General features: G+C 67.0%; 16 protein-coding genes. 7 read left to right on the top strand and 9 right to left on the bottom strand.

The window, feature by feature from the left end; translation table 11 throughout:
- Position 1: 1 nt before the first annotated feature.
- Both OHQ90_RS36030 and OHQ90_RS36025 read right to left on the bottom strand, forming a co-directional pair.
- On the bottom strand, positions 2-256 hold the full coding sequence (locus tag OHQ90_RS36030; protein ID WP_011211115.1) for a WhiB family transcriptional regulator: 255 nt from the start codon (positions 254-256) through the stop codon (positions 2-4).
- A 250-nt stretch (positions 257-506) separates the two neighbouring features.
- Entirely contained in the window at positions 507-1,451 is a 945-nt protein-coding gene (locus OHQ90_RS36025) for a diacylglycerol/lipid kinase family protein (protein ID WP_328405311.1), read from the bottom strand.
- A gap of 91 nt (positions 1,452-1,542) precedes the next feature.
- On the opposite strand from OHQ90_RS36025, the gene OHQ90_RS36020 reads away from it, so the two are divergent.
- The gene (locus OHQ90_RS36020) at positions 1,543-1,980 is read left to right on the top strand and encodes a hypothetical protein (RefSeq protein WP_328405309.1); all 438 of its coding nucleotides are present in this window, start codon (positions 1,543-1,545) and stop codon (positions 1,978-1,980) included.
- Positions 1,981-1,992: 12 nt separating this feature from the next.
- Here the strand turns inward: OHQ90_RS36020 and OHQ90_RS36015 are convergent, their stop codons facing one another.
- The 5 genes from OHQ90_RS36015 to OHQ90_RS35995 all read right to left on the bottom strand — a co-directional run bounded on the left by OHQ90_RS36015 (position 1,993) and on the right by OHQ90_RS35995 (position 6,957).
- On the bottom strand, positions 1,993-2,673 hold the full coding sequence (locus OHQ90_RS36015; RefSeq protein ID WP_328405307.1) for an endonuclease V: 681 nt from the start codon (positions 2,671-2,673) through the stop codon (positions 1,993-1,995).
- 30 nt (positions 2,674-2,703) lie between these two features.
- Complete coding sequence (locus OHQ90_RS36010; RefSeq protein WP_328405305.1) at positions 2,704-3,201, bottom strand: GNAT family N-acetyltransferase; 498 nt, start codon at positions 3,199-3,201, stop codon at positions 2,704-2,706.
- Entirely contained in the window at positions 3,198-3,809 is a 612-nt protein-coding gene (locus OHQ90_RS36005) for an acid phosphatase (RefSeq protein WP_328405303.1), read from the bottom strand. The genes OHQ90_RS36010 and OHQ90_RS36005 overlap by 4 nt, the downstream gene beginning before the upstream one ends.
- 121 nt (positions 3,810-3,930) lie before the next feature.
- Positions 3,931-5,169 (bottom strand): Rv3212 family protein, encoded by a 1,239-nt coding sequence (locus OHQ90_RS36000; protein ID WP_328405302.1) that lies wholly within the window; start codon positions 5,167-5,169, stop codon positions 3,931-3,933.
- A gap of 27 nt (positions 5,170-5,196) precedes the next feature.
- Complete coding sequence (locus tag OHQ90_RS35995) at positions 5,197-6,957, bottom strand: DEAD/DEAH box helicase (RefSeq protein WP_328405300.1); 1,761 nt, start codon at positions 6,955-6,957, stop codon at positions 5,197-5,199.
- A 413-nt stretch (positions 6,958-7,370) separates the two neighbouring features.
- Here OHQ90_RS35995 and OHQ90_RS35990 point away from each other — a divergent pair, with 413 nt between their 5' ends.
- Genes OHQ90_RS35990 through OHQ90_RS35980 form a run of 3 tightly spaced genes read left to right on the top strand, consistent with a single transcriptional unit; the run spans position 7,371 to position 10,043 of the window.
- Positions 7,371-8,228, top strand: a complete 858-nt coding sequence (locus OHQ90_RS35990; RefSeq protein ID WP_328405298.1) for an SCO6745 family protein — start codon at positions 7,371-7,373, stop codon at positions 8,226-8,228.
- A gap of 56 nt (positions 8,229-8,284) precedes the next feature.
- Positions 8,285-9,352 carry an alpha/beta fold hydrolase gene (locus OHQ90_RS35985; protein ID WP_328405296.1) on the top strand — a complete coding sequence of 356 codons (1,068 nt, stop codon included), beginning with the start codon at positions 8,285-8,287 and terminating at the stop codon, positions 9,350-9,352.
- A 10-nt stretch (positions 9,353-9,362) separates the two neighbouring features.
- Positions 9,363-10,043, top strand: coding sequence for a ferritin-like fold-containing protein (locus tag OHQ90_RS35980; protein WP_328405294.1), 681 nt, complete (start codon positions 9,363-9,365; stop codon positions 10,041-10,043).
- 5 nt (positions 10,044-10,048) lie between these two features.
- Here the strand turns inward: OHQ90_RS35980 and OHQ90_RS35975 are convergent, their stop codons facing one another.
- Positions 10,049-10,885, bottom strand: a complete 837-nt coding sequence (locus OHQ90_RS35975; RefSeq protein WP_328405292.1) for a helix-turn-helix transcriptional regulator — start codon at positions 10,883-10,885, stop codon at positions 10,049-10,051.
- A gap of 100 nt (positions 10,886-10,985) precedes the next feature.
- Here OHQ90_RS35975 and OHQ90_RS35970 point away from each other — a divergent pair, with 100 nt between their 5' ends.
- The gene (locus tag OHQ90_RS35970) at positions 10,986-11,537 is read left to right on the top strand and encodes a YceI family protein (RefSeq protein WP_328405290.1); all 552 of its coding nucleotides are present in this window, start codon (positions 10,986-10,988) and stop codon (positions 11,535-11,537) included.
- 144 nt (positions 11,538-11,681) lie between these two features.
- Positions 11,682-11,909, top strand: a complete 228-nt coding sequence (locus OHQ90_RS35965; protein ID WP_328405288.1) for a DUF3107 domain-containing protein — start codon at positions 11,682-11,684, stop codon at positions 11,907-11,909.
- 184 nt (positions 11,910-12,093) lie between these two features.
- Here the strand turns inward: OHQ90_RS35965 and OHQ90_RS35960 are convergent, their stop codons facing one another.
- Positions 12,094-12,759, bottom strand: coding sequence for a TetR/AcrR family transcriptional regulator (locus OHQ90_RS35960; RefSeq protein WP_328405286.1), 666 nt, complete (start codon positions 12,757-12,759; stop codon positions 12,094-12,096).
- A 190-nt stretch (positions 12,760-12,949) separates the two neighbouring features.
- On the opposite strand from OHQ90_RS35960, the gene OHQ90_RS35955 reads away from it, so the two are divergent.
- Positions 12,950-14,071, top strand: coding sequence for a DUF3152 domain-containing protein (locus tag OHQ90_RS35955; RefSeq protein WP_442941255.1), 1,122 nt, complete (start codon positions 12,950-12,952; stop codon positions 14,069-14,071).
- Positions 14,072-14,116 lie beyond the last annotated feature (45 nt).

Here is a 14,116-nt window from a genome sequence, read left to right as displayed (position 1 = left end):
ATCAGACGACAGTGCGGGTGCGGGTGCGCGCGTTGCGACGCTTGAGCGCGCGGCGCTCGTCCTCGCTCATTCCACCCCACACGCCGGCATCCTGCCCGGACTTCAGGGCCCAGGACAGGCAGTCGGCGGTAACGGGGCAGCGAGCGCAGACCAGCTTGGCATCGGCAATCTGCGCGAGCGCAGGACCACTGTTACCCACCGGGAAGAACAGCTCGGGGTCCTCATCGCGACAGATGGCCTTGTGGCGCCAGTCCATTCCTCTGCTCCTTTGCTGGGCGCCGCAAAAAGGCGCCTACGGTTTGTGGATCGTTCACTTGTGCGACTCGAATGTTTCCGCACGGTTGCTTGTGAATGCTTTCACGAACACCGTAGATGTCAATAGGTATCCGGTGCACCGTGGGGAAGCTCACGCTCTCAAGGTTCCCCTAGGGGAACCGCCGGGTCCTTTGTACTCGCTCTACCCGGTTTTCGCAGCGCAAACGCGATGTTTTTCGCGCGTTTCGTGCTCAGGAAGGCTGGGGAGCGACGACGGCGAGCACGTCGGGCACAGCTGTGAAATCCACCATGTTGCGTTTTCCGATAAAGTCGCCATCGATTTGCAGGCCGATGGGCTCCGCGGCGACGATCCGCACCGACGGAACATCGTCCTCGCGAAACAGGTTGCGGGACTTGGGGTTTCCATTGGTTGCCAGCAACTGGCGCGCGAGCATGAGGGTCGGGACCACCGCCATCGACCGCACGGCGAACACGCCGAGGCCCGTCTCGAAGGTGGTGCCGGGGTTGGTGTGCACCGGCGTGGAGTTCAGGTAGGTCCATGGGCTGGCGTTCGTTACGAATGCGTAATGGACACCGTCCACCGGTGCGTGTCCCGGGATCTCGATCCGGACGCTCGGCTCCTTGCCTTTTGCGCGGAAGAATTGGCGCACGGTGGTTCGGACGTAGTGGCCGGACGTCGCCGCTCGACCGTTGGCACGGCTGGCGTCGATCGCCTCACACACATCGGCGTCGAGTCCGACTCCGGCGCTGAAGGTGAACCAGCGGTCGTCGGCGATGCCGAGACCGATCTTGCGGTCACTGTCGAGCGTGAGCAGATCGATCAATTGGTTGGTCGCTGTCACCGGATCCGGCGAAATGCCGAGCGCCCGCGCGAAGACATTCGCCGAGCCGCCGGGGATCACGCCGAGCCGAGGCAGCCAGGCCTGACCGTCGTTGAGCTGGGGCAATGGCAGGAAACCGTTGATGGTTTCGTTGACCGTCCCATCGCCGCCGTGCACCACGATCAGATCCATCTCATTGGTCGATGCCCACTGTGCCAATTCCGCCGCGTGCCCGCGATGCTGGGTATGTGCAACGGTCAGCTGGGTCCGGCTCTCCAGGGCGTGTGCCAGCAGATCCCGTGTCGCCGGTGTAGTCGAGGTGGCATTGGGATTCACGATCAGCAACGTCCGCACGCTTCGAAGCCTAATCGGGCGCTGACGGAGGCGGTCCGGCGACAGCCTTGCGTTCGGGCGGGCGCGGGTGGCGGCCGTTTAGGCTTGGCGCGTGGCTGAGACCGACAAGGGCGAGTTTTCCGGTGTGCCGACCACGGTGCGCGGTGCGGGTGGACTGGTGACACTGGAGGGCGGCGTCGCAGTGATCGCGGCGATCGTGCTGGTGGTGCGCGGTCTGCTCGGGCATGACCAGAGCGCGACGAGCGGGTACGGCACCGCGGCGTGGTTCGGCATCCTCGGCGGCGCCGTGCTCGCCGCGGGCATCGGGTTACTGCTCGGCCACCGCTGGGGCCGGGCGATCGCAGTGATCGCTCAGCTGTTGTTGCTGCCGGTCACCTGGTCGTTGCTCACCGACTCGCACCAGCCGGTCTTCGGAGTCCTGCTCGGCGTCGTGGTGATCGCCGCGCTGGTGCTGCTGTTCGCGCCGCCCTCGTCGCGGTGGATGGCCCAGGAGTACGGCATCGATACCGACGGGCCGCGGACCGGATAGCAGTGGTGTTGCTCAGGCTCCGGTGGCGGCGCGCAACGCCTGCCGACAGAGCCGATCGGCCTGCCGAGTCGTCTCGGGTTGCCGGTAGCGCGGGGTGAGCGCCAGCACCTGGGCGCAGGCCGTGTCGAGGTCGATGAGATGGCCGACCGATACGAAGACGGGCTTGACCCCGCTCCTGGTGCGCAGCACGCGGCCGACGATCTGCCCGTCGATGGTGATGTCGGAGGCCACGCCGCGTTCGGGCCCTGGCGCGGTGTAGTCGCCCCATGCCGACTTGGCCACTCCGATGGTCGGCAGTCCGGTGAGCACACCGACGTGACAGGCCAATCCGAACTGTCGTGGATGGGCCAGTCCCTGGCCGTCGCAGACCAGCAGATCTGGTGTGGTGCCGAGCTTTTCGAGTGCCGCGATGGTGGTCGGCAACTCGCGGAACGCGAGCAGGCCCGGCACGTAGGGAAAGGTGACGGTGCCGTGTGCCACCGCGGTGTCGACGGGTTCCAGTGTGGCGCTATCCAATACGACGACAGCGGCGGCGAAGGTTCCGTTGTCGCGATAAGCCGAGTCCAGCCCGGCTACAGTCCGGAACTTTGCTGTACCAAGGATTTTCGTGACAACCGACGGGCGAAGCTCGTCCTGTATCGCCACTGCCTCGTCTGCCGTGGTCGGCCACTCGGCCGGGGCGCTCACCCGCATGTCGGTCCTTGCTCTCGCCCCGCCGCGCGACTACTTGCCGCCGCGGCCGAGTGCGTCCAAGGCCTCGCCCTCGAGCCGGTAGCCGACCCACTCGTCCTGCCCGACGGCGCCGAGTGACTTATAGAAATCGATGGACGGTGTGTTCCAGGTCAGTACCGCCCAATCGACCCTGCCGTAGCCGTTGGCGACGGCTTCCTCGGCGAGCGTGGTCAGCAGCGCCTTGCCGTACCCCTTGCCGCGGGTCTCCGGTTTGACGTACAGGTCCTCCAGGTAGATGCCGTGTGCACCCTTCCAGGTAGAGAAGTTCAGGAACCAGATGGCGCAGCCGACCAGTCCGGTGTCCTCCTCGACCACGTGTGCGAACAGTGCCGGCGCCGGGCCGAAGAGCGCGTTGTGCAGCTGCTCGGCGGTCAATGTGCACTCATCCCTTGCCTTTTCGTACTCGGCTAGGTCGTAGACCAGTTCGACGAGACCAGGCACGTCGGCGGGCGTCGCGCGGCGGATGACGCCGTTGCCGGATCGAGTCACAGGATTGCTCCGTTCGGTGCGGGAACGAGGTTGTGCGCCAGGATGGTTCGCACGTCGTGTTCGTAACCGAGGACGGTGATCGCCCCGGTCGACATGGTGAAGCGGCGGCCCTCCCTGAGGTCCAGCTCGGTCCAGCGGGCGATCAGTGCTCGGGAGAAGTGTCCGTGCCCCACCAGCACGATATCGCGGTCGGCCAGCGTGGGTTCGACGGAGGTCAGCACCCGGTCGGCCCTGGCACGCACCTGGTCGGCGGTCTCGCCGCCAGGCACCGGACCGGTCCAGATGGTCCAGCCCGGGACGGTTTCGCGGATTTCCGCGGTGGTGCGGCCCTCATAGTTGCCGTAATCCCATTCCGCCAGGTCGTCGTCGACAGCGGTGTCGGTGAGCCCCGCCAGCGCGGCCGTGTGCACGGCGCGTTGTCGTGGGCTGGTGCGCACCAGCGGATCGCGCAGCTTCAGCTCGGTCAGCAGCTGACCGGCTCGGCCGGCCTGCTCTTCGCCGCGCTCGGTGAGCGGCAGATCGGTTCGCCCGGTATGGCGGCGCTGGGTCGACCAGGTGGTTTCGCCGTGCCGGAGCAGCACGAGCCGGGCATCATCGAGTGCAGACATGGTTGCTTTCCCGCCTCTCCGCGTCTTCAGGCCAGACTAGCTACTGCGACGGTGGCGTCGGTGGCCGGCGGTGAGGTGACAGGTACCCGGTGAGTTACCCATGTGCTTGCGAAATCGGTCGTCACTGGCCGAGCGCGTACAGCTGCGTGCCGCGCTTTTCCAGCACCGTGGTGCCGAGTACGGCGAGCGAGATGGGGGAGTTTTCGGAGCCCTGGCGATGCACCGGGATGCGGGCTGTCTCGGCGCCGGACGTCGGGTCGAGAGCGGCGAGCGCTCCGGTCACCGGAACGAGCAGCTTGCCTGCCATGAATGCGGGTCCGCCGAGGGCGTTCGGGGTGGTCCACAGTGGGTCGAAAGTGCTGGCACTCAACGCGATCACGCTGTTGCCGGTGAAAACGAAGAAGGCGGAGCTGATGCGAGTTGTCGTCGCCTTGTCGGTCAGCGGCGCGGAAAGTTGGTGCACCATAAGCGGATTCCCGGTGCCGTCGTAGACGGCGAGCCGTGGTGTCGCGGCTTCCACGCCCGGGGCCGCGGGCCCGCCGGGTAGGTACAGCACAATTCGGTTGTCCGACACCGCGATCACCCGGGCGTCGGCGGAATCGGTCCCCGGCCCCATCAGCACGTGCGAGCCGTGTTCCTCGGGGACGGTGTTGTCTTTCGGTGCCGGGTTGAGCACGGTCAGCCGGTCGGCAGGGTCTTCCGGGCAGCGCTCCAGTACCGCGACCCGAGAGGCGCTCGACCCGGCCGACAGTAGGGAGCAGCCCTTGCGTGGTTGAGTTTTCACATTCACCGGCGCGTCGACATAGCCGTATTCGAGGGTGCGCACGAGATCCGAGCGCCACATCTCCAGCCGCTGCGGTCCCTTGGCGAGCACGTAGGTGCCGTCGACGGACAACTGCAGCGTCTCGTCCATGTAGCTGCTGCGAGCGGTGCGCCGCGAACCGTCCTCGCCCGCGAGCAGGGTGGCTTGGCTGCAGCCCCGCTGATCCCGGTACACCGCGACCACCGTGCCGAATTGCGACTCCACCCCGCACAACGGCATGTCGCGGCGATACAGCCACAATTGCGCACCGGACTGTGGATCGCGGCCGACGACGGTGCCGTCATCGCCGGTGATCACCGCGCCACCGGCGACGAGGGCGCGTGCGGTCGCCGCGTCGGGCGCGTGCCACAGTTCGTGCAGGGCGGTCGGCAACTGTTCCGCGGCGGGCGGCGTCGGCACGGGATGTTCCGCGGTCAGCGACTCGGTGCCGTTGGCGTCGCCGCGCGCCCACACCAACGCCGCCGCGATCGCCACGAGCACGGCGATCGCGACTGCGGAGATGATGTCGGCGCGCGTCCGCCGCTCAGGTTCGAGCACGATTGCGAGAGTAGCGGATCCGCCGGACTAGACGGATGCCGTGGCTGCGGCGCCTACTTCTGTGGTGATGCCGTTGCCGTTCTCGCTGCCGTTCTCGCCCGCGGGCTTGCGCCGACGACGTCGACGTCGCGCGGGCTGGTCGGCCGCCGCGGCGTCGTCACCGCCGTTGTCCGCGCTCGCGCCCACCTCGGCGGTACCGTTGTCGGAGCTGTCGGCCACGGCGGTGCCGTTGTCGGCACTACCGATGTCTGCACCGGCGGTGTCCGTGGTCGCGTCGGCATCCCCTGCGGGTTTGCGCCTACGGCGACGTCGACGGGCAGGCTTCTCGGAGTTCTCGTCCTCGGCCTCGCCGTTGTCGACGGGTGCCACGGTCTCGGAGGACGTTGCGACCGTGCCGTCCTCGGTGCCGGTGACATCGGCCGGGTCGATCGGCTCCCCGGCCCTTGTCCGCCTGCGGTTGCGCTTGCGTGGGGCACGCGCGGGCCGCTCGACGACAACGGCGTCCTCGTCGCGCTCCACCTTCGGCTTGCGGACGGTGCCCGTCACGCCCTCCGGGATGCCGAGCTCCGAGTAGAGGTGCGGTGAGCGCGAGTAGGTTTCCACCGGCTCCGGGATACCGAGACCGAGCGCCTTATCGATGCCCGCCCAGCGATTGAGTTCGTCCCAGTCGATCAGGGTGATCGCGACGCCGGTGCGCCCGGCACGGCCGGTGCGGCCGATCCGGTGCACGTAGGTCTTCTCGTCCTCCGGGCACTGGTAGTTGATGACGTGCGTGACGTCGTCGATGTCGATGCCGCGCGCCGCGACATCGGTCGCGACCAGCACATCGATGGCGCCCTTGCGGAACTTGGTGAGCGCCTTCTCCCTGGCGATCTGTCCGAGGTCACCGTGCACCGCGCCGACGGAGAACCCGCGCTCGGCCAGGTCGTCGGCCACCTTTTGCGCGGTGCGCTTGGTGCGCGTGAAGATCATCGTCGCGCCGCGAGTCTCGGCCTGCAGAATGCGGGCGATCAACTCGCTCTTGTCGAGCGCGTGCGCGCGGTAGACGAACTGCGCGGTGCGGTCGTGCACGGCGGAATCGTGCGGCTCCTCGGCCCGGATGTGCGTCGGCCTGCTCAGGAAGGTGCGGGCCAGGGTGATGATCGGGCCCGGCATGGTCGCCGAGAACAGCATCGTCTGGCGCTGCGTGGGCACCATGCCGAGAATGCGTTCGATATCCGGCAGGAAGCCGAGGTCGAGCATTTCGTCGGCCTCGTCGAGGACCAGCACGCCGACCTTGCCGAGGATCAGGTGGCCCTGATCGGCCAGGTCCATCAGGCGGCCCGGGGTGCCGACCACGACGTCGACACCGGAGCGCAGCGCGGCGATCTGGGACTCGTAGGGACGGCCGCCGTAGATCGACAGCACGCGTAGCGGGCCCTGATGGTTCTTCAGGTACTTGCTCGCGTTCTCGAGATCCTGGGTGACCTGGATACACAGCTCGCGGGTCGGCACGATGATCAGTGCCCGTGGGGTGCCGTCCAGCGGTGTGGTTCCGGTGTCGGCGGTGGCAATGCGGTGCAGCAGCGGCACACCGAATCCGAACGTCTTACCCATGCCGGTGCGCGCCTGACCGATGAGATCTTCACCGGCGAGCGCCAACGGAAGGGTGAGTTCCTGGATCGCGAAAGTGCGTTCGATTCCGATCTCGCCGAGTGCGCGCACGATTTCCTCGCGCACGCCCAATTCGGCAAAAGTCGGTGCAGTGTGGGTTTCGTCCAGTTCGGCGGTCAGCAGCGTGTCTGCCAAGCCCGGTTCCTGTTCGACAGTGATCTTGCTCAGGTTCGTGCCTTTCCTCGTTAGCGCGTCACGCGCGCACGAGGCGTGGGGCGGACCGGTCGGCCCGCGACAACCACGTATCCGCCTGTGATGCTCACTCCGGCTACAGCCTGATGTCAGCGGGTGCCGTACGGCAGCTACCTGGAGACATCGGCGCGGCGCTGTGGTGATGCGGATCTGGTGCGCGCACATTTTCCTGGACGTCGAAAACCTCGCACCCGGTGCCCGTGTGACCATGCGATCCGGCGACTCGGTCGGGCGAAACTTTTCGTTGTCCGCAGTGATTGTAGCGTGATATTGTGCACGGCTCGAATTGCTGCCGCGATAAATTCGACACAAAAGTCCGGTTTCCTCGTGCGGCTCGCCGACGTACGCTGCGCCACATGGCAATTCATCTTGCGCGACGAATCTGGACCAGCCTCGAACCACTGCACGACGTGGTGTATTTCGCAGCGCCGATCAAGGACGCCGGAGTCGCGATCGGCCTGCGCGGATATTGGCAGACATACTTCGCATTTCGGGCTGCCCCGCTCGGCGCTGTGACGGCGGGCACCGTGGTCGCGACCTTTGCCGGGTTCCACCCCGACATGGTCGGCAAAGCGCTGCCGGATGCCTGGACCAGGTCCAGCCCGCAGCAAAGCCTCGAGGCCAGGCTCGCCGTGTCGACCGGGCTGTTGCGCGGCGCGGGTGCGGGGAATGCCGAATGTGCGCGCGGCGTCGAGTTGCTGACACCGGTGCTGCGCGCGGCGGATTCGACCGGGCGGGCGCTGTTCGCGGCGAATGCCGAATTGCCGTTATCGGAGGATCCGGTCGCCGCGCTGTGGCAGCTCACCACGTCGTTGCGCGAGCACCGTGGTGACGGGCATGTGGCCGCGCTGGTCGCGCACGGACTGACCGGTGCGCAGGCATTGGTGATCCAGGTGGCCGCAGGCAAGGTGCCGGCGTCGGTCATGCGGTCCGCGCGCGGCTGGTCGGAGCAGGAGTGGTCCGACAATACCGACGAATTGCGCGCACGCGGCCTGATCAAGGGCGAGCCGACGAGTCCGTCACTGACGGTCGGCGGTGCGGAGTTGTTGCAGCGGGTCGAGGCGAGCACCGACGATGCCGCATGGAACGGCGCGCTCTCGACCTTGTCGCAGGATGCGAGTGCTGAGCTGATGTTTGTCCTCGCACCACTGGTGAAGCAGGTACAGGCATCCTTGGTGCCGCCGATCAACCCCATCGGAATGGGGCACGCATAGCCGCAAACCCGACTTGCCTGTTACTGCCGGTACCGGCGGTGTGAGAGATTTTGTCTGTGAGCCTCGCAGACACCGTCTCCATTGCCGCCCGCAATGCCTGGGCGCTGACCTTCGGCCCCGGCGTCGAGGCGCCGGACCCCACCCTGTCGACGGTGCTTTCCGATGAACCGCACCGACAGCTGCGCCGCTTCGAAGGCCCCGAACCCGCCGGCGCCGCACCAGGGTCGGCGGTCCTGCTCGTGCCGCCGCTCGCCGCGCCCGCCAGCTGCTTCGACCTGCGGCCCGATCAGAGCCTGGCTCGGTTCCTGCTCGACACCGGCCGCACGCCGTATGTCGTCGACTACGGCGAGATCACCTTTGCCGATCGGCGGATGGGCTTCGAGGACTGGATCGACGACATCCTGCCGGAGGCGATCCTGCGCACCTCCGCCGATCAGGACGGTCGGCCGGTCGATCTCGTCGGCTGGTCCATCGGCGGGACGTTGGCGCTGCTCGCCGCCGCCGCACACCAGCAGCTGCCGATCCGGTCCATCACGGCGGTCGGCTCGCCGCTGGACTACGACAAGATGACCGGCATTCCGCAACTGCGTGCAGTCGCCAAGCTCACCGGCGGAATCGCGACCTCGACGGCCGTGCGCGCGGCGGGCGGCATCCCGGCCGCGCTGACGCGGTTCGCCTACAAGATCACCGCATGGGACAGGGAACTGACCCGCCCGTGGTTCGTGGCGAGCAATATCGCGCGCACCGAAACGTTGGCGAGGATGGAGACGATCGACCGCTTCATGGCCGAGATGCCGGGGTATCCCGGCCGCTTCTACGGCCAGCTCTGGGGCAGGCTGATCCTCAACAACGACATCGGCCGCGGTGTCGTGCACCTGGGCCGGCGACGGATCGAACTGGCACAGGTGACTGCGCCGGTGCTGCTTGTCGGCGGGCCGACCGATGTCATCACCCCGGCCGCCGCGGTCGAGGCGGGCACTCGGACCCTCGCCGGCGCCCAGTCCGTGCGGTACGAAACGGCCCCGGGCAGCCACCTCGGCATCCTCGCAGGCCTGACCGCTCGCGACACCACCTGGACCTATCTCGACAAGTTCCTGCGGGAAGCTGCGCGAGTCGGGTACTAGGCTGTGTGGCATGGGAGCCCAGTCATCTGCCGCGCTAGATGTTTCGTCCATCGCCGCTGGCCACTCGGGGGTCACCGAGCTGTTCGCGGTGCTCGCCTACGGTGAGATTTCCGCCTTCTATCGACTGGCCGAAGAGGCCAAGCTGTCCCCGACACTGCGCGGCAAGGTCGCGGTCGCGAAGATGGCGGCCGCGGAGATGCGGCACTTCGAGACCCTGGAGTCGGCACTGGCCGAGCGCGGCCTCGACATCTTCGACGCGATGGCGCCTTATGTGCGGGCACTGGATGCCTACCACGACTCCACCGACCCCTCGACCTGGCTCGAGTCGATGGTGAAGTTCTATGTCGGCGATGGCATCGCCGCCGACTTCTACACCGAGATTGCCGGCGCTCTTACTCCCGAGGTCGCCGCCGTGGTCCGGGACGTGCTCGCCGAGACGAGCCACTCCGAATTCGTGGTGGAGGAGGTGCGGCGCGCGGTCGCGACCAGCCGCTCCGAACGCGACCGACTCACCCTCTGGGGCAGGCGGCTGCTCGGCGAGGCCATCACCCAGGCGCAATACGTGATGGCCCAGCGCGACGAACTCACCGAGCTGGTGCTGACCGCGACCGGCGATCTCAACGGCATCGCGGCGCTGTTCGAGCGCATGCAGGCCAGCCACGCCGAACGCATGGCCGTGCTGGGTATCTGACCCGGTTACTCGTTGACGGCGCGCTTGGACACCAGGCGCAATTCCGGGACGCGGACCTGGGCGTGTGCACTGAGCCAGACCATGATGCTCTGGTCGTTGCCCGCGTCCAGCGTTTCGAAGGCGACCTTCATGGCGCCGTGCTCGGGATGGTCGAGATCCAACTCGGCGACGAGGCGCTCCTGCAGGCGATGCGGCTGCCAGCGCCCCGCGAAATCGGGATGGTGATGCAATGCCTCGATCAGCTCGAGCAGCTGTTCGTCGCCGGGCCAGCGCAGTTTGGCCCGGCACAGCTCGGCCGAGAAAACATCCGCCGCCTCCGACCAGTTCCGCACGACCTTTCGTGCCAGCGGGTGCATGAAGGTGTACCAGGCCAGATTCACCTGCGCCGGATCGTCGAGGAGGCCGAGCGGGGTCGCGAGGTCCTCCCATGCCGGATTCCAGCCGAGCACGTTCAGCCGTCGGCCCACGACGAAGGCCGGCGTGGGATGCAGCGCCCGCAGGATCGTCTGGATGCCGGGGCTGAGGGTTTCCTCCGCGGACGGGGTCTTGGGGCACCGTTCCTCGTTGCTGGAGGTCAGGGCGAGCCAGCCGAAGTGATTGCGGTCCTTGCCTTCCAGCAGCAGCGACTTGGCCAGCGCATCGATCACCGCCACCGAGGGGTTGGTGTCTCTGCCCTGTTCCAGCCGGGCCAAGTAGTCGGCGCTGACCCCGGCACGGACCGCGACTTCCTCGCGGCGTAGCCCGGGGGTGCGGCGGCGCCCACCCTCGGGCATCCCGACATCCGACGGCCGCAATTCGCCGCGGCGCGCGATCAGGAATTCCGCGAATCCGTTTCGTGCCATGTTTCCATCGTGCCTCGTCCTGGGATGGTTATCCGCGCCCTGTCAGGTCCAGGATAACGGCGGTCTGGCTACCCGATGGCGGCGCGACAATCGTCGAAGCATGACAATTTCTGAATCCAATACCGCAGCCGCCACTTCGCTCAGCACGGGTTCTTGGGCGCTCGATCCGCTGCATTCCTCGGTCGAGTTCAGCATCAGGCATCTCGGCATTGCCAAGGTTCGTGGTCGGTTCTCGCGTTTCGAGACCGAGTTCGTCGTCGACGAATCCGGCGCGGCCACCATCGGCGCGGTCATCGATCTGGACTCCTTCGACACCGGTAACGCCGATCGGGACGCCCACGTCCGCAACGCGGATTTCCTGGATGTGGCCAACCGGCCGACGCTGTCCTTCCGTGCCACCGAACCGGTCCTGATCACGGAGTCGTTCGTGGTGGGAGGTGTGGCGTCGCTCGGCGCCGTCACCAAGCCGATCACGCTCGAGGTCGAGTGGGGCGGGGTGCAGGAGTTCGGGGCCACCGGCGATCGGCACGCCGGATTCTCGGCGACCGGCACGATCAAGCGCACCGATTTCGGCGTCGGCGGACCGCTGCCCGGCATGCTCAGCGACACCGTGAAGATCGAACTGGAAATCCAGCTCATCGAGCCCAAGTAACCGGCGCGACCCTGTTCGCTGAGAGCGCAGGTGGTCGTGTGCCTGCGCGAGGTGGCCCTGCACTAGCCTTGATCGGACAGCGAAGAGCGCTCGGGCGGACCAAGGTCCGCACGCCGCACAGGACTCTAGGTTCGGAGGTTGGCCGTGGAGGTCAAGATCGGTATTTCGGATAGCCCGCGGGAGATCGTGATCGTCAGCTCGCAGACTCCCGACGAGGTCGAGGCGCTGGTGACCGGTGCGTTGAGCGGCGAAAGCGGCGTTGTGGCGCTGACCGACGAGAAGGGGCGCAAGTTCCTGATCCAGGCCGCCAAGGTCGCCTATGTCGAGATCGGCACGCCCACCGGCGGCCGGGTCGGTTTCGCCGCCGTCTGAGCTCGTCCGCCGCGTATTCGGGCCGAACCACCGGGTGTCGCAACTGTCGTTTCGAAGGACGACGGTTGCGACACCCGCTGCGTTTCATCGGACCTACCGTACGAGCAGACGAAATCGGTCGTCCCGGAAGAGTCTCCGGAACGACCGATGATCTCCGGAACGACCGATGAATGCCGGGAAACGCTCAGCCGATGGGGTGCAGCGGCACGTGTGACAGGCCACCCCAGGCCAGCTGAACGGTGGTGTCGACCGCCTCTTCCTTCGGAATCGGACGGTCCGCCTCGAGCCAGTAACGGGCGGTGAACTGGCTGGTGCCGACCAGGCCGACCGCGAGGATCCTGGCGCGATACGGGTCCAACCCGGAATCGTGCGCCACCAGATCGAACACCGCGTCGACACAGGCCTCGGTGGCCTGCTCGACCCGGCGCTGCACCTGCGGCTCGCTGGTCAGATCCGACTCGAAGACCAGCCGGAAGCCCTGCATCTCATTGTCGACGAAGTCGAAATACGCCTGCACCGCGGCGCGCACTCGCTGCCGGTTGTCGGTGGTGGAGCGCAGCGCCTGCCGGACACTCGACACCAGCATGTCGACGTAGTTCTGCAGCACCGCCAGATAAAGTTCCAGCTTGCTCGCGAAGTGCTGATAAAGCACCGGCTTGCTGACGCCTGCACATTGAGAAATCTCGTCCATACCCGCGGCGTGGTAGCCGCGCTGGACGAAGACTTCGCTTGCCGCCGCGAGCAGCTGTAGCCGTCGCTCGTCGCGTGGAAGCCGGGTACCGCGTTTGGTCGGTGCCACGGCGGCGGACGACGATCTGCGGGACGTCATCCGGTCCACGAGGTCAGTCATTTTCGGCTCTCCCAGTCGATGCCCCGGCAAGAGGGGATGTACACCGGGTATCCCAAGAACGATACCCGTTCATCGACCATATGCGGACCCGGGTTCCCACTCCTGCCCGCTGGTGAGAAATGTCGCAGCAAACCGCGTCTGGAGGTGTGCCCGGCTTTCGGGTCTTGTGTGTTGTGAGAGTCTGGTGTGTGTGACCGACCGACCGGAAAGACCCGGCGGCGGGCGAAATGCGCACCGCCCCGCCGGCTCCGACGCGTCCGGTTCTGCAGGGGCAGGCCCCCCGGCGCGGTCCCGAACCACCCGTGATCCTGGCGGGGTCGAGGTCTATGACCCGCTGAGTCTGTACCAACCCGCGAACCGATCCCACCAGCCGTTGCGGGCCCGCTGGGATCCCACCGCACCCGACGAGGGCCGTCAGCGGCCTCGGCCGGAACGCGATACCAAAAAGCAAAGTGCACTGGGCAGATTCGTATCCACTTATGGTTGGCGCGCCTATGCGCTTCCGGTGCTGTTCGTGGTCACCGTGCTGGTGATCGTGGACGCGGTGCGCAGCGGACCGGACGCGGCGGGCACTGCGAGCGGCGCGCCGGGATTCGGGCGGCTGAGCCCACACGCGGCATCCGCCGGCATCATCGGCGCACCGCCCGGCGACGGCCACTTCCCGACCGATCTGCCGTCCGGGGCACTGCCCGACGGTGGCGCGTTCACCGAAATCGGTACCGGCGCTTGGCATGTGGTGCCGGGGACCACCGGGCAAATCGGTACCGGCACCGAGTTCAAGTTCAGCTACACCGTCGAGATCGAGGACGGAGTCGACACGTCCGGATTCGGCGGCGACCAGTCCGTCGCCAAGATGGTCGACTCCACCCTGGCCAACCCGAAGAGCTGGGCGCACGACAGCAAGTTCGCTTTCCAGCGTATCGATCAGGGCCGACCGGACTTCCGCATCTCGCTCGCCTCGCGCGAATCCTCGCGCAAGGCATGCGGTTTCGACATCCCGATCGACTCCTCATGCTTCAACGCCGACCAGCACCGGGTGGTGCTCTCCGAGGTGCGCTGGGTGCGCGGCGCGATCGCCTACGAGGGCGACATCGGCTCCTACCGGCAGTACCAGATCAACCATGAGGTCGGTCACGCCATTGGTTACCACCAGCATCAGCCCTGCGAGACCGACGGTGGACTCGCGCCGGTGATGATGCAGCAGACCTTCGGCATCAAGAACAATGACATCGCCGCGCTCGATCCCGACGGCGTGGTCCCGATGGACGGCAAGCGCTGTCGCTTCAACCCCTGGCCTTACCCCCGCGGTTAGAGCGGCCCGCGAATGCGGGACGATGGGGCGGGAAGAACGGTCCGG

It is taken from the genome of Nocardia sp. NBC_00403 (assembly GCF_036046055.1).
In the GTDB taxonomy this organism is placed as follows: domain Bacteria; phylum Actinomycetota; class Actinomycetes; order Mycobacteriales; family Mycobacteriaceae; genus Nocardia.
Note: the sequence above shows the minus strand (reverse complement) of the source record. Positions and strands in the feature narration are given on the sequence as shown.